23 protein-coding genes are annotated in these 21,139 nt (G+C 30.9%); 18 read left to right on the top strand and 5 right to left on the bottom strand.

Annotated features, from left to right (window positions below; genetic code table 11):
- Positions 1-7: 7 nt before the first annotated feature.
- The 5 genes from ACKTSU_RS03505 to ACKTSU_RS03485 form a co-directional block, all read right to left on the bottom strand.
- On the bottom strand, positions 8-907 hold the full coding sequence (locus ACKTSU_RS03505; RefSeq protein ID WP_408034974.1) for a ComEA family DNA-binding protein: 900 nt from the start codon (positions 905-907) through the stop codon (positions 8-10).
- Positions 908-919: 12 nt separating this feature from the next.
- On the bottom strand, positions 920-2,611 hold the full coding sequence (locus ACKTSU_RS03500) for an alanine/glycine:cation symporter family protein (protein ID WP_408034973.1): 1,692 nt from the start codon (positions 2,609-2,611) through the stop codon (positions 920-922).
- A gap of 372 nt (positions 2,612-2,983) precedes the next feature.
- Complete coding sequence (locus tag ACKTSU_RS03495) at positions 2,984-3,988, bottom strand: potassium channel family protein (protein ID WP_408034972.1); 1,005 nt, start codon at positions 3,986-3,988, stop codon at positions 2,984-2,986.
- Positions 3,985-4,212, bottom strand: a complete 228-nt coding sequence (locus ACKTSU_RS03490) for a PspC family transcriptional regulator (protein ID WP_099214064.1) — start codon at positions 4,210-4,212, stop codon at positions 3,985-3,987. Before ACKTSU_RS03490 ends, ACKTSU_RS03495 begins: the two co-directional genes overlap by 4 nt.
- On the bottom strand, positions 4,212-5,036 hold the full coding sequence (locus tag ACKTSU_RS03485; protein WP_408034971.1) for a class I SAM-dependent methyltransferase: 825 nt from the start codon (positions 5,034-5,036) through the stop codon (positions 4,212-4,214). Before ACKTSU_RS03485 ends, ACKTSU_RS03490 begins: the two co-directional genes overlap by 1 nt.
- 107 nt (positions 5,037-5,143) lie before the next feature.
- On the opposite strand from ACKTSU_RS03485, the gene uvrA reads away from it, so the two are divergent.
- From uvrA to ACKTSU_RS03395, 18 genes are all read left to right on the top strand, one after another.
- Positions 5,144-7,966, top strand: coding sequence for an excinuclease ABC subunit UvrA (gene uvrA / locus ACKTSU_RS03480; RefSeq protein ID WP_408034970.1), 2,823 nt, complete (start codon positions 5,144-5,146; stop codon positions 7,964-7,966).
- 326 nt (positions 7,967-8,292) lie between these two features.
- On the top strand, positions 8,293-10,677 hold the full coding sequence (locus ACKTSU_RS03475) for a hypothetical protein (RefSeq protein ID WP_408034969.1): 2,385 nt from the start codon (positions 8,293-8,295) through the stop codon (positions 10,675-10,677).
- A 79-nt stretch (positions 10,678-10,756) separates the two neighbouring features.
- Complete coding sequence (locus tag ACKTSU_RS03470) at positions 10,757-11,578, top strand: alpha/beta hydrolase (RefSeq protein WP_408034968.1); 822 nt, start codon at positions 10,757-10,759, stop codon at positions 11,576-11,578.
- A gap of 163 nt (positions 11,579-11,741) precedes the next feature.
- Complete coding sequence (locus ACKTSU_RS03465; protein ID WP_408034967.1) at positions 11,742-12,425, top strand: response regulator; 684 nt, start codon at positions 11,742-11,744, stop codon at positions 12,423-12,425.
- A 119-nt stretch (positions 12,426-12,544) separates the two neighbouring features.
- A complete protein-coding gene (locus ACKTSU_RS03460; protein WP_408034966.1) occupies positions 12,545-14,131 on the top strand; it encodes a vitamin K epoxide reductase family protein in 1,587 nt (528 codons plus the stop codon).
- Between the two features lie 132 nt (positions 14,132-14,263).
- Positions 14,264-14,416, top strand: a complete 153-nt coding sequence (locus ACKTSU_RS03455; protein WP_408034965.1) for a hypothetical protein — start codon at positions 14,264-14,266, stop codon at positions 14,414-14,416.
- Between the two features lie 14 nt (positions 14,417-14,430).
- Positions 14,431-14,589, top strand: coding sequence for a hypothetical protein (locus ACKTSU_RS03450; RefSeq protein WP_408034964.1), 159 nt, complete (start codon positions 14,431-14,433; stop codon positions 14,587-14,589).
- 21 nt (positions 14,590-14,610) lie between these two features.
- On the top strand, positions 14,611-14,856 hold the full coding sequence (locus tag ACKTSU_RS03445) for a hypothetical protein (protein ID WP_408034963.1): 246 nt from the start codon (positions 14,611-14,613) through the stop codon (positions 14,854-14,856).
- A gap of 18 nt (positions 14,857-14,874) precedes the next feature.
- On the top strand, positions 14,875-15,069 hold the full coding sequence (locus ACKTSU_RS03440) for a hypothetical protein (RefSeq protein ID WP_408034962.1): 195 nt from the start codon (positions 14,875-14,877) through the stop codon (positions 15,067-15,069).
- Between the two features lie 19 nt (positions 15,070-15,088).
- Positions 15,089-15,277, top strand: coding sequence for a hypothetical protein (locus ACKTSU_RS03435; protein WP_408034960.1), 189 nt, complete (start codon positions 15,089-15,091; stop codon positions 15,275-15,277).
- A gap of 57 nt (positions 15,278-15,334) precedes the next feature.
- On the top strand, positions 15,335-17,521 hold the full coding sequence (locus ACKTSU_RS03430) for a peptidase domain-containing ABC transporter (protein WP_408034959.1): 2,187 nt from the start codon (positions 15,335-15,337) through the stop codon (positions 17,519-17,521).
- 81 nt (positions 17,522-17,602) lie between these two features.
- Entirely contained in the window at positions 17,603-17,758 is a 156-nt protein-coding gene (locus tag ACKTSU_RS03425) for a hypothetical protein (protein ID WP_408034958.1), read from the top strand.
- A 77-nt stretch (positions 17,759-17,835) separates the two neighbouring features.
- Positions 17,836-18,015, top strand: a complete 180-nt coding sequence (locus tag ACKTSU_RS03420) for a hypothetical protein (protein WP_408034957.1) — start codon at positions 17,836-17,838, stop codon at positions 18,013-18,015.
- 81 nt (positions 18,016-18,096) lie between these two features.
- A complete protein-coding gene (locus ACKTSU_RS03415) occupies positions 18,097-19,386 on the top strand; it encodes an HlyD family secretion protein (RefSeq protein ID WP_408034956.1) in 1,290 nt (429 codons plus the stop codon).
- Positions 19,387-19,466: 80 nt separating this feature from the next.
- On the top strand, positions 19,467-19,643 hold the full coding sequence (locus ACKTSU_RS03410) for a hypothetical protein (RefSeq protein WP_408034955.1): 177 nt from the start codon (positions 19,467-19,469) through the stop codon (positions 19,641-19,643).
- 33 nt (positions 19,644-19,676) lie between these two features.
- The gene (locus ACKTSU_RS03405) at positions 19,677-19,892 is read left to right on the top strand and encodes a hypothetical protein (RefSeq protein ID WP_408034954.1); all 216 of its coding nucleotides are present in this window, start codon (positions 19,677-19,679) and stop codon (positions 19,890-19,892) included.
- 145 nt (positions 19,893-20,037) lie between these two features.
- A complete protein-coding gene (locus tag ACKTSU_RS03400; RefSeq protein ID WP_408034953.1) occupies positions 20,038-20,196 on the top strand; it encodes a hypothetical protein in 159 nt (52 codons plus the stop codon).
- Positions 20,197-20,337: 141 nt separating this feature from the next.
- Complete coding sequence (locus ACKTSU_RS03395) at positions 20,338-21,048, top strand: LOG family protein (RefSeq protein WP_408034952.1); 711 nt, start codon at positions 20,338-20,340, stop codon at positions 21,046-21,048.
- The last annotated feature ends 91 nt before the right edge of the window (positions 21,049-21,139 follow it).

The following is a 21,139-nucleotide window of genomic DNA, read 5'->3' as shown; positions in this document are numbered from 1 at the left end:
TTGTTTGTTATTTTGCTTCCAAATATATAACTATTCTATCGTATTTGTCTAGTGGAAAATCTTTAATATTTCTTAATTCTGAAATATTTTGAAGCTCAGCCACCTCATCTCGATACTCAAAAATCTTTTTACATAGTTCATAATCTATATATGGATTTTTCAGTACTTCCTTAAAAGTAGCTGTGTTTACATTTACTTTTTCTATAATTGGTTTATCTTTAATTATGAATGTTTCTAGAACCCCGTTAGCAGTTTCTTTGCTCAACCCCCAAACTTCATACAATTGAGACGGAAGCGAATATCCTTGTAATTTATTTCTGTACTTTATAATTCTTGTAGCAAGCACTTCTCCTACTCCACTTACAGTTTCAAAATCTTGTTGTGTAGCTTTATTAATATCGTTGGTAGAAATTTTATATACCTTATTATATATAGGCTTTTCGGAAGAACTCGTTTCAATAGTTTTATTTTTCTTTTGATTTTCTCTTTTCACTACCCAATCTGGGAATTTAAAATATGGGGAAATTGCAGCCAACAAATTATCTGACACTTTGGTTATTTGTTGAAATTCGGATACGGAGTTTACAAACTTGTTTTGTTTTCTGTAAGTATGAAGTCTATCAATTTCATCCGTAGTCATTCCTAATTGATATCCTTTGAAATCTGTTATATAATTTGGATTAAATGGATACAACTTAGGCTTCCTGTTTTCTAGCTCTATTTGCTTTAAACTATCTATTTGGTGTTGAAAAGCGATTAATTCACCTGTTGTAGTATTTTGCTCATCTTCCGAAGAAAAATCAACAAAAGCATAGATGAATTGTAAAACGACAATTATCGCCAACAAAAAGAAAACCCCATTTCGTTGGCGTTTGTTATACCAGAAATGGGGTTTTAATATTTTCATTTTTTTTAGTTTTTAATCTTCAATTGCTTCCTTTTTTAGGTTAATAGCATCCATATACCTTTTTAACTGCTTTTTAACCACTGGCATTAACAAGTATAAACCTACCATATTTGGGAACACCATTGCAAAAATCATTGCATCTGAGAAATCCCAAATAGATTTCATACTAGCCGCAGCACCAATTACCACGAAAGTTAAGAATAAAAATTTATATGTTAAATCCGCTTTTTTTCCTCTACCGAATAAAAACTTCCAAGACTGCAATCCATAGTAAGACCATGAAATCATAGTTGATACAGCGAATAACACTACCGCTACTGTTAAAAACACATTTGAAAAAGGAATATACGCTGCAAATGCTCTTGATGTAATTCCTGCTCCTTCATAAGCAACTCCATCAATAAATACAGATCCTGTTCCATCTCCTCCATATTCAAAAGCTCCCCCGAAGTTAAAAATGATAATTACTAAAGCAGTCATTGTACATATCAATACAGTATCAATAAACGGCTCTAACAATGCTACTAAACCTTCAGATGCAGAATATTTAGTTTTCACTGCCGAGTGTGCGATAGACGCTGAACCTGCTCCTGCTTCATTTGAGAAAGCCGCTCTTTTGAATCCTACTAATAACACTCCAATAACACCACCAACTCCAATTGCTGTTGGATTAAATGCTTCTGCAAGAATTAAAGAAATAGCATCATCAATTAAAGAGAAATTAACTCCTAAAATATATAAACAAGCTAATAAGTATAATAAAGCCATAAAAGGAACTACTTTTTCAGTAACCGAAGCAATTCTTTTAATTCCTCCAATAATGATAATTCCTACTAAAATTGCCAATACAAGACCTATAATAGCTCCTGCTGCTGTACTTTCCAACCCTAACAACTCTTTAATTACAATTGTTGCTTGGTTTGATTGAGCAGCATTACCACCACCAAAAGATCCTCCAATACAAAACACTGCAAAAGCACCAGCTGCAATTTTACCTAAAGTTGCAAAACCTTTTTCTTTTAACCCTTTTGATAAATAATACATAGGACCTCCATATACTGTACCATCTTCTCCTACATCACGATAGTGAACCCCTAAAGTACATTCAACAAATTTTGTCGACATACCTAATAAACCACAAATAATCATCCAGAAAGTAGCTCCTGGACCTCCTAAAGCAATTGCCAATGCAACCCCTGCTATGTTACCATTACCTACTGTACCCGAAACAGCAGTAGCTAATGCTTGGAAATGCGATACTTCTCCTTCATGACTCTCATCTCTTATCGTATCTTTTATATCTCCATCAATTTCTAAATCGCTATGTATGCTTTCAATATTTTCTATATGCTCTTCAATATCATCTACATTGTTCATATCAACTCCTTGAGCTATACCATCTTCTCCATACAACAATTGCGCTCCATGCTTCTCTATATCTTCATATTTACCTCTAACAACATTGATTGCTGTAAAAAAGTGGCGAATGTTAGGAAACCCAAAATAAACCGTAAAAAAAGCGGCACTTGCCACTAACAAAATCAATACAAAAGGAGTTCCAAATACTGGAAAGAAAATTACACTACTAAAGAAATCTGATATAGGTTTAAATGCTTCATCAATTTGTTGATCCAAACCTTTTTCTTGTGCAAATGTGAACATCGGCGTTATCAAAAACAGCAATGCAAGTAATCTTTTATTCATAATGTAAGTATTAGATTTTTTGATTTAGTAGCCCGCAATATCATAAAAAAATGAACTTACGACAAGTTTTAATCGTTAAATATGAATATAAGATTAGTTTTTCTTTAACTTTTTGTAAATCTCACTTGAATTATTAGAAAGGTTTTAGAGCTTTCTCTACCTGTTTTTATTCAAATTTCTAAGTTATTAAACTCCTTGAAAACTATTGTTTAAACTAAGTATTAAAATTTCTAGACTTTTTATAAAATTGAAAAAGAAAGTAGTTTATTTTAATTTTTAGCAACTATTACAGCTATCAATTAGAAAAACATCATCATCAAAATTCAAAAAAACAAATTACCCTTCACATCAAATTACCTCATTATTTCATTTTTAAAACAACCTCCTTAAAGTGTTTATTTGCTCTGGGCGACCTAAAACAATAAGATTTCCTCCTGCTTCAAGCTTCACTTCAGCTTCAGGATTTATAATATACTCCTTATTTGGTGTTCGGTAACCAATAACCGTACATCCTGTTTTTTTTCGAAGATCTAAATCTAATATTGTTTTATCTAAGTATTTTTCAGGAAGATCATTAATTGCTACTTCTTCTAAGTTTGCTGTAGTTTCTCCTTCAATAGTTAATCGATCTACAAACTCAATTACATCTGGAGTTACCACTAAAGATGCCATATGCGATCCTCCTAACCTATCAGGCATAATTACATTATCAGCTCCTGCTATTTTTAATTTACTATAAGACGTTTCTTTCGAAGCCCTACTTATAATCTTACAATCTTTATTCAACTGTTTCGCTGTTAGTACAACAAATAAGTTATCAGCGTCAGAAGGCAATGCAGTAATCAAATTCTTTGCATTCATTATACCTGCCCTCAACAATGTTTCATCGAGTGTAGCATCTCCCTCAATAGTCAGTACTCCTTTTTCATCTAACTGTTTTACAATTCCTTCAAACTTCTCTACCACTACAACTTGTTTTTTATAGCTTTTTAACTTTGAAATAGCTTGTCTTCCATTTCTCCCATAGCCACATACAATAGTATGCCCTTGTAATTGTTCTATTTGTTTTTGCACTTTTTTTACTTTTAGTTGATAGAAAAATTGTCCACTAATTAAATATTCTGAAAAAGATGAAACTGCATAACCGAAGATAAATAAACTGGATATTATTAAACCTATCGTAAATAATTTTTCTCCAGTACCAAACGGATGTACTTCACCAAAACCAATAGTACTAATGGTTATTACAGTCATGTAGAGCGCATCTATAAGGGAGTACCCAAAAAACACTATATACCCTAGCACCCCTAATGACACTATTAATACAGAATAGGTAATTGCTCTATATAATCTTGACTGAAATACGGTGTTTATCATAAATCAAAAACAGAAGTTCTTTTGGTGTAAATCATATCTTTTAAACGCAATAAAAACGCCATGGTTAAGTACAACCCGAATGACAAACCTACAGTAACAAATGATATATAAATAAAGAATAAACGAACATTAGTAGCTCGCATACCTAAACGATCTGCAAATCGGGAAGACACATTAAACCCGTGTCGTTCAAAAAAATGTCGTACAGAATGGATAAATTTCATTACACTATTTTTTTCAAGATATAAAAATTCTCGTTCAAAATTAACTCTTTTTCTAGTTTTATTAGATTATTATGCTTTTTTGACAAACTAAAATAATCTTGGTGATTTATTAGGTCGTAACTAGTGTTTTCTTTGTAAAACTCATCTTCTATCGTTTGCCAATCAGAAGCTTCTGTTTTTACCATTTCTCTATTGCAAAAATCAAATAATTTTTCAAAAGCTTTTGAGCTCTTTAACTCATTTTGAAAAGAAGCACTCCCTATGTAATCTCCTTTTTCTTGCAATCTAAAAAAAAACTCAAAAAGCTTCTCTGTATCTTTTCTTGATAAAAAGAATAATACACCTTCTATCAAAACAAACGAAGATTTATTTCCTTTGAGCAAAATTAGCTTTTCTAACAAAGCATCAACATAATCTTGGCTAAAATCGACTCCTATAAAATGAATGTTTCTTTCAGGTAATTTTCCTTCCTTTTGAAACTCTTTTACCATCTCTTGCTTATAACTCACAACTTCTTCTTTATCGATTTCAATATGAATCATATCATCATTCAACAAAAAAGGATACATGCTAAAACCGCTTCCGAAATTAATAAGTACTTCAGGTTTCAATCTTTCAATTTCTTCAAGAAAAAACCGATTTCTTAAACAATGCGCCGATACTTCTTCTGAACAAACTTGATCAAGATACTTCTCTACCCAAATAGCTGTTCGAGAATTATCCCAAAGTTGCGCATACATATCTCTACTTAAATCTTCATTCAAAGATCTAAATGTTGATGTAACAAAAGCAGTTTCGTGTATTTGAATATTTAGATTACTCATAATTATCAATTAACGCAAGATACCAATTTCAACTCATTTGTTAAACATCACTACTTTAAAATAAATTTGGTTTTGGTAACTTTGCTGTTTTTGGTAAAATCCTCACTTTGAAAGAACAAGAATATATAGAAGTTTACGGAGCAAGAGCTCACAATTTAAAGAATATCGATATTAAAATCCCTCGTGAAAAGCTGGTTGTGATTACTGGCTTAAGCGGAAGTGGAAAATCGTCACTAGCCTTTGACACTATTTATGCGGAAGGTCAACGTCGATATATCGAAACATTTTCTGCCTATGCACGTCAGTTTTTAGGGGGATTAGAGCGTCCTGATGTAGATAAAATTGACGGGCTTTCTCCCGTAATTTCTATTGAACAAAAGACAACAAATAAAAGTCCGCGTTCTACCGTAGGTACCATTACCGAAATTTACGATTTCCTACGTTTATTATTTTCTCGTGCAGCAGATGCCTACTCATACAATACAGGAGAGAAAATGGTAAGTTATTCTGACGAGCAGATCAAAGAATTGATTTTAAAAGATTTTGATGGAAAACGCATTGCAATTCTTGCACCTTTAATCAAATCGAGAAAAGGGCATTATCGTGAGTTGTTCGAGCAAATTTCTAAACAAGGATTTGTACGTGTACGTGTCGATGGAGAAATTAGAGAAATTGAAAAAGGTATGAAACTCGATCGTTATAAAACCCACGATATTGAAGTGGTTATTGATCGTTTGGTTGTAAATGACACTGCTGAAAAACGCCTAGAAGAAACTATTAAAACAGCTTTATATACAGGTGATAATATTTTAATGGTAATTGATGTCGATGATGAAAAACCACGTTATTTCAGTCGAGAATTAATGTGTCCTACTACAGGAATTGCTTATCCAAACCCTGAACCCAATACTTTTTCTTTCAACTCTCCTAAAGGAGCTTGTACACATTGTAACGGATTGGGTATTACCAACGAAATAAACAATCAAAAAGTAATTCCCGATGATAACATCTCCATTAAAAACGGAGGAATTGTTCCGTTAGGAGAACAAAAAAATAGCTGGATTTTTAAACAGCTTCAAACTATCGCTGAACGTTATAATTTCAAATTAACCGATCCTATAAAAAGCATTCCAAAAGAAGCTATGGAAGTTATTTTACATGGTGGAAAGGAAAAATTTGAAATTCAGTCAAAAGCTGCAGGAGTTACTAGAAACTACGAGATCGACTTTGAAGGCATCATCGCTTTTATTGAAAATCAATATAACAATTCTGAAAGCACTTCTATCAAACGATGGGCTAAAGATTTTATGGATGAAGTTACCTGTTCAGTATGTGAAGGAAAACGTTTAAAGAAAGAAGCCCTTCATTTTAAAATCACTGATAAAAACATCAGCGATTTAGCTCATATGGATGTACTGGAATTAGCTAGCTGGTTTCAAAAAGTTGATAAAAAACTTTCAGAAAAACAACTAACAATTGCCGCTGAAATTTTAAAAGAAATCCGTACACGAATTCAATTTCTATTAGATGTTGGCTTAGATTATTTGACTTTGGACAGAACATCAAAGTCACTTTCTGGTGGTGAAGCACAACGTATTCGATTGGCAACACAAATTGGTTCTCAATTAGTCGGGGTACTTTATATTTTAGATGAACCAAGTATTGGTCTACATCAACGTGACAATCAGAAATTAATCGATTCTTTAATTAAACTTCGTGATGTTGGAAACTCTGTTTTAGTAGTCGAACACGATGAAGACATGATTAAAAATGCTGATTTTGTCTTAGATATTGGTCCAGGTGCAGGACGACATGGTGGTGAGATTGTAAGTGAGGGTACTTTTGAAGATTTAAAAAGTCACGATACACTTACAGCAGATTACCTATCTAAAAGAAAAGAAATAAAGGTTCCTAAAAAACGTCGTGAAGGAAACGGAAATAGTATTAAACTATCAGGCGCTTCTGGAAACAATTTAAAAAATGTTTCGGTTGAATTTCCTTTAGGAAAAATGATTTGTGTAACAGGTGTTTCGGGGAGTGGAAAATCTACTTTAATTAACGAAACCCTCTACCCTATTTTAAATTCTCATATTTATAGAGCGGTAAAAAAACCGATGCCTTACAAAAAAATTGAAGGTTTAGAACATATTGATAAGGTAATTGATATCGATCAATCTCCTATTGGAAGAACACCTCGTTCTAACCCTGCAACTTACACAGGTGTGTTTAGCGAAATTAGAAGTTTGTTTGCTAAAACTCCTGAAGCATCTATTCGTGGTTATAAACCAGGTAGATTCAGCTTCAATGTTAAAGGTGGTCGTTGTGAAACTTGTCAAGGAGGAGGTGTTCGAGTTATAGAAATGAATTTCTTACCCGATGTTCATGTAGAATGTGAAACCTGTCAAGGAAAGCGTTTTAATAGAGAAACCTTAGAAATCCGCTATAAAGGAAAGTCAATTTCTGATATATTAGATATGACTATTAATGAAGCTACCGAATTTTTTGAACACATTCCTAAAATACACAGAAAATTAAAAACCATTAAAGATGTTGGACTGGGGTATATTACTTTAGGGCAACAATCTACCACACTTTCTGGAGGTGAAGCGCAACGTATTAAATTAGCTTCAGAATTATCAAAAAGAGATACTGGAAACACCTTTTATATTTTAGATGAACCAACTACTGGATTACACTTTGAAGATATTCGCGTTTTAATGGAAGTACTAAACAAATTAGCCAACAAAGGAAATACCGTATTGATTATTGAACATAATTTAGACGTGATTAAACTTGCCGATTATATTATTGACATTGGTATGGAAGGCGGTAAAAAAGGTGGAAAAGTATTAGCTTCAGGTACTCCAGAAGAAGTTGCTAAACATAAAACAAGTTATACTGCTAAATTCTTAAAGAAAGAACTAAACTAAAATCATCTAAATAATGTAAAAATCATTTTTATGGATTGACTCTACTTTGTAATTTTAAACAAGAACATCTACTACTAATTGTAAAAATATCACCTATCCCTTTTTTTTCTTTTAACGTATGTTTTTCTTTTACATTTCAATCTAGTAACTTCTTAAAAGTAAAAGAAACATTTACTCTAACCACACCTACTTATCAAGTTAGTTTAGCCCTCTTTCCTGTTCATACCAAGAACTATTCTTTTTATAAAAAAAACAAGGTTTTACAAATAAAAACCATTCAAACATAATAAAAACTGACATTAATTCATATTTTTACATAAAAAGCTATGAAAAAAATATTATTTATTCTAATACCAATAGTAAGCTCCTTTTCTCAAAACAAAAACGATTCAATCAACTTTACTGGGAACTTACATTATAATAACATAAAACAAGAAAAGTTTTTTATACACACAAATAAAACTATTTACTTCGCTGGAGAAGAAGTTTGGTGGAAGGCATATATTGTTAGTGATTTTAATAACAACCCCACAACTAACACATCTAATTTACATCTAAATTTCTATGACAATAAAAAAAAGTTAATCTCTAGTAACCTCTTTTTTTGCAAAGAAGGAAAAGCACACGGTACCATTAACACCTCTAAAAAATTGACATCAGGAACATACTACATACAACCTGACACTCAATGGAATAAAAACTTTCATAAACCTTACTTACTACCAATAACAATAATCAACTTAAAAGAAAACAATACATTTATTGACACCTTTCCCAACCAAAAAAAACTTAGAATTAACCTTTACCCTGAAAGTGGTGGAGTACTAGAGGGCTTCAGAAATACTTTTTTTTGCGATTTAAAAAAAGGTAACCAATTCTTACCCAATACATATGTAAGTATAATGGATGACACAACCAACAAGAAAATAACAAACTTTAAAACGAATAAATTTGGTCTTGGTAAATTCTCTTTATTTTACAAATCTCAACACACATATTCAGCAATTATAAATGAGGGGGGAAACAAAAGAAAAATTAGAATATTTTTAGGGAAAGACTCTGCCATCATAATAAAAAAACAAACAAAGCTTGAAACTATTGACTCACAAACCTTTTTAGTGCTAATGAGTAAAAATGAAGTACTAAGGTACAACAATAAAAAAATCTATGCTCTTATACATAGAAATAATAAATTATTATATACCCTCCCTTTTAACGTCAAAAAAAATGCTAATAAGTATCTCTTAAAATTCAACAAAAATGATTTGTTTTATGGAACAAACACATTAACCTTATTTAATGATAAAAATCAAGTCATTGCTAAACGTAATTTTTTTATTAGAAATAAAGACAACATAAACTTTGAAATAAAAACAACAAAAACAACAAAAGACTCTATTATATTAAACATAAAATTAAAAAATTACAATAAAAAAACCAACGTAAGTATTTCTGTCTTACCCAAAAACACTTTGTTAAACAAAAACCATTCGAACATTTTCAGTGATTTTTTATTCAACCCTTACGTAGATTATAGAATTCCTTTAATCAGAAATTTATCAAATTCAGACTTAGATTTGCTTTTACAAACTAAACCTCTTAAAAAATCGAAAAGTAATTTTGACTTAATTAAACCTTTTTACTCCTTTGAAGAAGGAATCTCAATAAAAGGTTCTATAAACACTCCCATTAAGGCCGGTTATAAAATTTTACTAAGCTCCAAAGCTAACAACATTTTAAAAATAACTAGCATAAATAAAGATAGTTCTTTCGAATTTAAAAATCTAGTTATGCAAAACTCCTCAAACTACAAACTGGCTGTTTTAAATAAAAAAGGAGCTATTATAAAAGCCGGTATATATGCTTCTAAAAGTAACCTTAAATACACCCCTAGCGATTTGCTATTAGCTCCCTCAAAAAAAAACGACATTTTAATAAAAATGTTAAAAGAAACCAACAAGCATGTTAATAATAATATCTTACTACCAGAATCAAAATTTGATTTAGATAATGAAGTTCTAGATGAAGTTACGGTCAATGGAAAAATTAGAGAAAAAGATGTAACTCCTCTTTACCCAAACATGCCTAATCAATTAGGAAATGGTTTTACTAGAAAACTAAAATTCGACGAACATCAGAAACTAAACATGACACTTATACAATTCATAAACAACCAAGTAGGTATAAAAGCAACGGAATACCCATTAGGAGCTAAAATAGCTATACAAAGAGGCCCTAATACTTTTTTTGGAGAAGATAGTCGAAATGCATTGGTTATTATCGATGGAACTCCTTCTTCTGCTGATGCATTATCCCACATTCCCTTAAGTCAAATAGCCTCTATCAAAGTTAATTCTTCTGGTGCTGGATATGGTATGCGAGGTGCTGGAGGAGTGGTTTTAATTGATTTCAAAAGAAAAAATGAAACAACGAACACAACTACAAATAAAAACTTTTTTGAAAGTGAAATTGATTTTGGTTTTACTGAATCTAAATCAAGTTTTACATCTACTCCTTTAATTTTTAAAAAAAACACTCAATCTAAATTATTTTTTGAGGCTCTAGATTGGATACCTAACCTTAATCTATTACCTAACAAAGTACATAAAATAAGTATACACAAAGGAGAACATAATAGTATTACTTTATTTATAAATGGAATGAGTGATAGTGGACAACTTTTATATGATGAGATACAATTAAAATTATAAATTCATATGATAAAACAAACAGAAGATACTCATTATATAGGAACTTATTAAAAAAAGAACTAAACTAAAAACCCTAGCTATGATGAAGAATTATTTTTACATCCTAATACTTTTTACCTCAATTACATGTAACACTAAAAGACAAGAGGTTAAAATAGAAAATGAAAAAGAGCAAATTTCTATCGGTGAAGTAACTACCTTACACTCTTCTATTTTAAATGAAAACAGAAATTTAAACATTTATTTACCTCATGGTTATCATCCTGATTCGACTAGAACCTATAACACCATTTATCTGTTAGACGGCTCTAAAGAAGAGGATTTTAAACACATTGCTGGACTGGTTCAGTTTATGCAATTATCAACTCAAATGCAACCCACGATTGTTGTAGGTATTGAAAACATTGATAGAAATAGAGATTTTACACACCCAAGTAAAGATAGTTTAGATACTAAAGATTTTCCTACCCATGGAGGCTCAGAGAAATTTATTCGTTTTTTAAAAGAAGAAGCACAACCGTACATCAACAAAAACTATAAAACCAACAATCATACAACATTAATCGGTCAATCGTTAGGCGGATTACTAGCTACGGAAGTTTTACTAAAAAAACCAAGTATGTTTAACGATTATATTATTGTTAGCCCTTCACTTTGGTGGAACGAATACAGAATGCTAAAAAACATTGATAGCTTATTAACTAATCAACAGTTTTCTAATCCAAACGTGTTTTTATCTGTTGGAAAAGAGCACCCAGCAATGAATGAAATTGCTGACTCTTTAGCAAAAAAACTCAATAGTAAAAGTGACATCAACTGTATTTACAAACCAGATTATGATGAAGATCATGCAACTATACTACATCCTGCAGTATATAAAGCTTTAAAAACACTATACTAACTAACTTCTTTCTTAAAAAGACACTAATAAGAATGCTTTAAATAAATAGTTAAAAATATTTTATTTACATATTTATTTTGTCTTTATAATCCTTTTTTCTAAATTTAAAAACTGTTTTTTTTAAAAAACAGTACATTATTGTTTCCCCCGAAACTATTTAAATATGAGAAAAGAAAAACAATCTGCTTTAATAGCGGACAACTGCCCCCTTGTATGTGAAACCTACAAGAACATTATATCTAAAATCACTAAAAAAACTTCTAATTTCAGTTTCAATACTGACATTACATATAACTGTAATGGTGCTTACGACATTATTAAAAGAACAATTGAAAAAGAAACTAAATTAGATTTTGTTGTTTTAGATTTAAACCTTAAACCTTCTACAAACAGAAAACTTTTATCAGGCGAAGATTTAGGTTTCTTAATCAGAAAACTACTCCCAAGCACAAAAATTATCATAGCGACAGATTGTAATGATAACTACAGAATTCATAATGTTATTAAAAGTCTAAACCCAGAAAGTTTTTTAACAAAAAGTGATTTGACTTCAGATGAATTTAAAAATGCAGTTAAAAATGTTGTTAACAACATACCTTACTACAGCAAAACCGTTTTAAAACTTTTAAGAAAAGAAGTTTCAAGTAGTTTTATAATTGATACTATTGATAGACAAATTCTCTATGAACTATCTATTGGTTCTAAAATGAAAGATATGCCTAACTACATACCTTTATCTGCTGCTAGTATTGAAAAGCGTAAAAGACACTTAAAAAAGGTTTTCAATGTAAAAGATAAAGGCGATAGAGAACTCATTTTGGTAGCTAAAGAAAAAGGCTACATCTAGAAAATTATAAAAATAAGGTTTTCCCTTACTTTTTTTATGTGTTTTTTTAAAAAAACACAATTATTAAAAGATAGATTTGGAAGAATCTAAAAATTAGCTATTCTTAAAAACCCTTCATTTTGAAAGATACATTAATACCTTTAGTACAAAAGTTACTCAAAAAAAATAGAATTCCTTTTGACAGGGAAGAACTTTCCTTCCAAATTCAAAGTCACCCATCTTACCCTAGCTTACATGCTATAACTGGAGTTCTTGATCACTTTAACATAGAAAATGTTGCAGCTGATGTTCCTGTAAATTCCGAAACATTATTACAACTTCCAGATTGTTTTATTGCTCAAATAAACAGCGACCATGGTCAAGAATTAATTGTTATTGAAAGGAAACAACTTGACTATATTATATATAACTCTGAAAACAAAAAAAACAAACTCACTGAAGATGAATTCCTTAACAAGTTTACAGGAATTATTGTAGCTGTTGAACAGACTGAAAACACTGAAAACCTAAAAGAAAACTCAAACTTCATCAAAACTATCGGTCTTGTTACTCTTGGCTCTTTAATACTATTTTCTTTATACAAAAGCTCTGCTTCATTATATAATATAGCATATTTCTCTCTTTCTATTTTAGGTGTTATTATTAGCGTAGCTATAATGAAACAAGAGCTTGGTTTAAAATCTGCTATTGGTGATGCTTTCTGTTCTGGAACAGATGAAAAAAAAGATTGTGATGCCGTTTTAACTTCTAAAGGAGCAGAAATTATTAAAGGTTATAAACTAAGCGATTTTAGTATTCTTTATTTCTCTGGCTTATCAATTCTTACTTTTATTCAAATATCAAATCCTGTTTTATCGTATACCATAAGCTTATTAGCAATACCCGTAACGATTTACTCTTTATACTATCAATATGCAGTTGTAAAAAAATGGTGTCTTTTATGCTTAAGTATTGTTGGTGTTTTATGGGTTCAAGCACTTATCCCTGTATTAACTAACAATTATATTGAAGCTTTTGTTGTTAACGATTTTATTTCTTTAGGTATAATCACTTTCGCTTCTCTTATTACATGGAGCTACTTAAAACCATTAATAACGAATGTACACACACTGAAAAAGGAAAAAGTTGAAAGCGTAAAATTCAAAAGAAACTTTACACTTTTTGAAAGTCTTCTTCAAAAGTCACCTCAACTTAACACACTAATAGATAATTCAAAAGAGATTACATTTGGAAATCCTAATTCTTCTTTAGAAATAGCTATAGTTACTAACCCTTTCTGTGGTCACTGTAGACCTGTTCACACTCATATTGATGAAATTTTAAAAAAATTCAACAATAATGTTAAGATTAAAATTCGCTTTAATATTAATCCAAGTGATCAAAATAGTGATGTTGTAAAAATAACCAGTAGACTTTTAGAAATATATGAATCTAAAGGAGAAAAGGAATGTTTATCTGCTATGGATGACATTTATAGAGGCGAAAAACCAAATACTTGGTTAAAAAAATGGGGAGAATGTAAGCATAAAGAGCTTTATATATCTGAATTAGAAAGGGAAAATAATTGGTGTAAAGACAACAACATCAACTTTACCCCTGAAATTTTAATCAATGGAAGATCTTTTCCAAAAGAATACAACAGAACTGACTTAATTTTCTTTATTGAAGATTTAGAAGAAACTACCAAAATTTTATCAGTAGTGTAAGTTATACACTTTATACAAAAACAAAGCCCAATTAAGGGCTTTGCGTTTTGAACAAAATTCTCTCGCGAAGAATAGACACATTGGTGAGTGTCTTTAAATGTTCGCCGCAAAAGTAACCTTAATATTTTAATTATGAAAAACCAAATTCTAAATTTAGGTAAAGCTTTAAATAAAGCGGAACAATCTCAAGTTAACGGAGGTAGAATGCAATGTGATGTCAATGGAGATCGCATATGTGAAGATTACGGATGGAAATGTGCAGAAATTTATTGTCAATTAATTTAACCTCTTCTTTTATCATGAAAAATTCAATTTTAAACTTAGGAAAAGCTTTAAATAAAGTAGAACAATCTCAAATTAATGGAGGAAGAGAAAAATGTGATTATAATAGTGATGGTATTTGTGAAAAGAAAGGTCCTCTTTGTGCCGAACTTCATTGTAGAATTATTCCTTTATAATCAACTAAATACTTTTTAAAAATGAAAAAAACAATTTTAAACTTAGGTAAAGCTTTAAATAAAGTAGAACAAAAAACAATTAATGGCGGCGGAGCTGTTGGATTTTGTGATGTGTATGGCAACTGTCCTTCTGGCCAGTATTGTAAAGGAGATTATTGCTACATGAATGGCAGCGGAGGCAATGGCGATGGTGACACAGGTGGTGATAACTGTACAGGACCATGGCAATTTTGTCCTAATGGAGGTATAAGCTGTACTGGATGTTAATCTAAAAAACTAAATAAAATGAAAAAACAAATTTTAAACTTAGGTAAAGCGCTAAGTAAAAACAATCAAAAACAAATAAACGGTGGAAAAGAAATCCCAGGAGGATGTAGAACTGATAAAGGCTACTATTGGAACCCTATTGAAAGATGTTGTTGGACTGATCAATATAACTGTTGTTATGGAACTCCTGAGTGCCCAGCACCTTATCTATAAACCTTAGATTAAAATTTTTATGAAAAAACAAATTTTAAATCTAGGTAAAATTCTAAATAAAACTGAACTAAAATTAATTAATGGTTCAGTTGCTATTGCCTGTTATGCTAATTCTGACTGTCCAACTCATATGGGGTGTTGTAAAAACCCGCCTTACATTGGACTTTGTATGGAAGGAGAAGACTATAGAAGATTCTGTAATAATTAATAAATTCAAATAAGTTAGAGAGTTAACTCTCTAACTTATTTCACATCTAAACTGAACTTGAAAAAATTCCCTAATTACAAACAAACTGAAGCAAAAGATTGCGGACCTACTTGTATAAAAATCATAGCTAAACACTATGGTAAGACAATTAACACTCAACAATTAAGAAACCTAAGTGAAACAACACGTGAAGGTAGTAGCTTGTTAGGTCTTAGTGAAGCTGTTGAATCTATTGGGTTTAAGTCTTTAGGTATAAAATTAGCTTTCAACAAACTTAAAGAAGCTCCATTTCCTTGTATTGTTCACTGGAACAAAAACCACTATGTCGTTCTTTATAAAATAAAAAAGGATACTGTTTATATTTCCGACCCTGCACATGGATTAATTACCTTCACAAAAGAAGAATTCATTCAGCATTGGATTGGAAATAACGCTGATGAAAACACAGAAGAAGGAATTGCTTTGTTGGTAGAACCTACTCCTAAGTTTTATCAAGAAGAATTTGAAGAAGATGAAAAATTTGGGTTCTCATTCATCTTTAAATACTTAATCAAATACAAAAAATTTATAGTTCAATTAATTATTGGGCTTCTTGCTGGTAGTTTACTACAACTAATCTTACCATTTTTAACTCAAAGTGTAGTTGATGTAGGTATTAAAAACCAAGACTTAAACTTTGTATACCTAATCTTATTTGCACAGCTATTTCTTTTTATTGGAAAAGCTTCTTTAGAAATTATTCGTAGCTGGATTTTACTACACCTTAGTACTCGAATCAATATATCTTTAATTTCAGACTTTTTTATCAAGTTAATGAAGTTGCCTATCTCCTATTTCGATGTAAGAATGACAGGAGATTTATTACAAAGAATCAACGATCATAAACGTATTGAACGAATTTTAACCACCTCTTCTTTAACCGTACTTTTTTCATTTTTCAACCTTATAATTTTCAGCTTAGTTTTAGGGTATTATAGCTTACAAATTTTTGGAGTTTTTGTATTGGGAAGCGTACTATATTTTGGATGGGTATTATTCTTTTTCAAGAAAAGAAAAGAACTTGACTACAAACGTTTTTCTCAAGTAAGCCAGGAACAAAGTAAAGTTATTGAACTTATCAATGGAATGCAAGAAATAAAGCTTCACAATGCAGAAAGACGTATGCGCTGGAACTGGGAATATGTGCAAGCTCGTTTATTTAAAGTAGCTACCAAAAGTCTTGCCCTTGAACAAACACAAAGTGTAGGTTCAAATTTCATCAATGAACTTAAAAATATGTTCATTACCATACTTTCTGCTAAACTAGTAATAGATGGACAAATCACACTAGGTATGATGATGGCTATTAGCTATATCGTTGGACAATTAAACGGCCCTATTACTCAGTTGATTAATTTTATGAGGGACATACAAGATGCTCAAATTTCTCTAGACAGATTAGGTGAAATTCACAATATGGAAGATGAAGAAAAACCTAGTGATGAAAAAGTAACGGTTATTCCTGAAAATGCATCTATAAAATTAAACAATATTTCATTCAGATATACAGGTGGTTTAGAACCTGTTTTAAAAGATTTATCTCTTGAAATTCCTGCAAATAAAACAACTGCAATAGTTGGAGTTAGTGGAAGCGGAAAAACCACATTAATGAAATTACTCCTTGGTTTTTACCAAGTTGACCAAGGAGACATTATGATAAACAACTTCAATTTAAAAAACATTTCTCAAAAAGAATGGAGAAGAAACTGCGGTGTTGTAATGCAAGAAGGATACATTTTTAATGATTCTATAGCTAAAAATATAGCTGTAGGTGAAGATTATGTTGATAAAGAAAAATTAGCTCACGCAATCGATGTAGCAAATATTGGAGACTATATTGAAGGCCTACCTTTAGGATACAACACAAAAATTGGTAGTGAAGGTAACGGGTTGAGTACTGGTCAAAAACAACGATTATTAATTGCACGATCTGTTTATAAAAACCCAAAATTCTTATTCTTTGATGAAGCTACTAGTGCATTAGATGCCAACAACGAAAAGGTTATTATGGGAAAACTTAACGAGTTCTTTGCTAACAAAACTGCGGTGGTAATTGCACACCGATTAAGCACCGTAAAAAACGCACATCAAATAGTGGTACTTGAAAAAGGAAAAATTATTGAAAAAGGAAGCCACCAAGAACTAATTAAATTAAAAGGAAGTTATTACCATTTAGTTAAAAATCAACTAGACTTAGGTAAATAAAATATTCATTTCGCGAAGAATAGACATAAACCTTGAATGTCTTTAAATGGTCAAGGATTAATAAATATTAAATTTTTAATCATGAAAAAATCAATTTTGAATTTAGGTAAAGCTTTAAACAAAGTGGAACAAAAACAAATTAATGGTGGAGCAAAATGCTGGATAAATGGATTTCCTTGTTGTGGAGAATGCAATTATAGTACTGGTATCTGTTCTGAACCTTGCGAGCCACTATAATTCATAATATAAATTCTAAAAGAGATTACTATAATAAATAGAAATTTCTTCTTATTAAACTTAATAAATTTAAAAAAATGAAAAAAATAATTGTAACCTTAGGCAAAGCTCTAAATAAAACGGAGCAGCAACAAGTTAATGGCGGACAAATTGTTCTTTGCCCTATGGAAGTTGGTGGATGTACATGTAACTGCTATTGGGATGAAGAAGGAAGATGTGTGACAAACACTAGTATCCCTTCAAGACCTTGTGATTAACTCCTAATTACAAAGGAAAGATATATCATATTCTCTGGAGAGGGATTGGATGCTCCCTCTCCTTTAAAAACTAAAATATTAATGCCAAACAGTTCTCAAGACATAGAAATTAGAAGCGAAGAAGTTCAAGAAATTTTAACTCATGTACCTAACTGGATGATTCGTTGGGGTAACACTTTACTTCTTGGACTTATCATTATGCTATTATTCATTTCATGGTTTGTAAAATACCCTGATGTTATTTCAACTGAAGTAATGGTTACCACCTCTACTCCGCCTGAAAAAATTTATGCAAAATCAACAGGTCAATTTGAAACTTTTTTAACTAGTGAAGGTAAAAGTGTTTCTGAAGGTGATGTTTTAGCTATAATTGAAAACAGTGCTTCTTATAAAGATGTTTTACTATTAAAGAGTATTGTTGATACTATTGAAATGAATCAACAAAAATTCTTTTTCCCTGTTGACAAAGTCCCTCCACTAATTTTAGGCGACATAACATCTAGCTACTCACAATTTGAAAACGACTACTCTGAATATGTTTTAAATGAAAAGTTAACTCCATTTAAATCTGAAAATTTCGCAAACCAAATGTCTGTTATAGAAGCAAAAGGTAGACTACAAATTTTATTATCACAAAAAGAACTAAACTTAAAAGAACTAGAGTTTAAAGAGAAAGACTTAGAACGCAGTAGAAAAATGTTTGGTCAAGGAGTTATTTCTGCTAAAGAAAAAGACCAAAAAGAAATAGAATATTTACAAGCCAAACGATCATACAAAACCCTTGAATCTTCGATTTCACAAATACGTGAATTAATCAACAATTCTGCTAAAAATTTAGAGGGAACTTCTATAAAAAAAACACAACAAGATACTCGATTAAAAAAGAAAGCTATTCAATCTTTCTTATACTTAAAAAAAGCTATTAAAGACTGGGAAAAACAATATGCACTTACTTCTTCGATAGATGGAAAAGTATCATTTCTCTCTTTTTGGAACAAAAACCAAACTGTAAATACAGGAGATTTAATATTCACCATTATTCCTCGCAAAGAGAACTCTTTTATAGGTAAAATAGAAGCACCTGCCGCTAACTCTGGTAAAATTAAGAAAGGTCAGAAAGTTCAAATAAAACTATTAAACTACCCTTCAGATGAATTTGGTGAATTGAACGGAAAAGTAAAATCTATCTCTCTAATTCCTAATGAAAAAGGCAACTACCTTGTAGATGTAGAATTGCCTCAAAATTTAGAAACTACATATAATAAAACAATTCCCTTTAGACAAGAAATGAAAGGAGCTGCAGATATAGTAACTGAAGATTTACGCTTGATAGAACGTTTTTTCTATCAACTTAAAAATATAATCAAATAAAAATTCTCTCGCGAAGAATAGACACAAACCTTGAGTGTCTTTAAACTGTTCAAGGATTAATTAATTTTATTTTTTTAATCATGAAAAAATCAATCTTAAACTTAGGTAAAGCTTTAAATAAAGCTAACCAAAAACAAATTAACGGAGGTTCAAATGGCTTTTGCTATCAAGAAGGAAGTAAATGTTGTGAAAATACTTCTTGGGGTATTTTTTGCGATGCTGGCAGATGTGATAGATTTGGATGTTTTTGGTACTAAACTTGTAATTAATAACCCTCTAAATTTTTAAATATGAAAAGATCAATTTTAAGCTTAGGTAAAGTCCTAGATAAAGCTAATCAAAAACAAATTAATGGTGGAAACGTATGTGATTATTACAGAGATCACAATCTATGCTTCGGTCCTGTTCCTGGTTGTTTAAGCTGTGATCAGATTCAAAATTACCCTGGAGCTATCAATTGTGTACTCATACATAGTGATTGCTTTGAAGGAACAATACCTTCTTAAAAACGCTTAGCTGTCTTCATGGCAGTTTTTTTATTACTTGAATACGAAAAACTTATTAAGTAATTAACCTTTTCGCGAAGAATAGACACAAACCTTGAGTGTCTTTAAATGATCAAGGATTATTAAATGTTTTTAATTTTTAATCATGAAAAAATCAATCTTAAACTTAGGGAAAATTTTAAATAAAGTTAACCAAAAGGAAATAAATGGTGGCTCATATAGAACTAAAGAAGAATGCGATGCTGCGGGTTGTTTTTGGGGGTTAGATGCCTTTACTAATAAGTGGAGATGTACTTGTCCTTAACAAATCTGTAATTGATTCTTTATAGCTTTACAAAGCCTCCTTTAAGGAGGCTTTTTTAAAAAAAAACACTAAATTAGCAGGCTTGCTAAAAATCAGATTTTAGCAGTTCAATTTGTTATTTAATATAAAAGTAGAAGAATTATGACTCCGAATGATGACAGAAAAATTAGAGAAAAACTACAACAAAAAACTTGGAACGAAATAAAAACAAACGATTCTTGGGCAATTTTTAAAATTATGTCTGAGTTTGTTGATGGCTATGAAAAACTAAGTAAAATAGGTCCTTGTGTATCTATTTTTGGTTCCGCCCGTACAAAAACTGACGACCCTTACTATAAATTAGCTGAGGAAGTTTCTTATAAACTAACACAAAGTGGTTTTGGTGTTATTACTGGTGGTGGACCAGGTATTATGGAAGCAGGTAATAAAGGAGCTCACCGAGGTAAAGGAACCTCAGTTGGATTAAACATAGACCTTCCTTTCGAACAACACGATAATCCTTGGATTGATCGAGACAAAAACCTAAATTTCGATTACTTCTTTGTTCGTAAAGTTATGTTTGTAAAATACTCACAAGGTTTTGTGGTTATGCCAGGTGGTTTTGGTACCATGGATGAGCTTTTTGAAGCAATTACATTGATTCAAACCAACAAAATCGGTCGTTTCCCTATTGTTTTAGTTGGTAAGAAGTTCTGGGGAGGCTTGTTAGACTGGATTAAAAATACTTTAATAGAAGAAGGTAACATCAGTGAAAAAGACCTTAATCTATTTAGAGTCGTTGATACTGCTGACGAAGCCGTAGAACACTTCAATAAATTCTACGCTAAATATCAATTGAAACCTAATTTCTAAAAATAATTATCTTTAAAGCTCGTTGAATTCACATCGAGCTTTTTTTATTTAATCTTGAAAAAAAAAACACTCCTTTTTGTATGTATAATAT

The sequence above is a fragment of the Tenacibaculum aestuarii genome (genome assembly GCF_964510395.1).
Classification (GTDB): domain Bacteria; phylum Bacteroidota; class Bacteroidia; order Flavobacteriales; family Flavobacteriaceae; genus Polaribacter; species Polaribacter aestuarii.
This window is presented reverse-complemented; position numbering and strand designations above follow the sequence as displayed.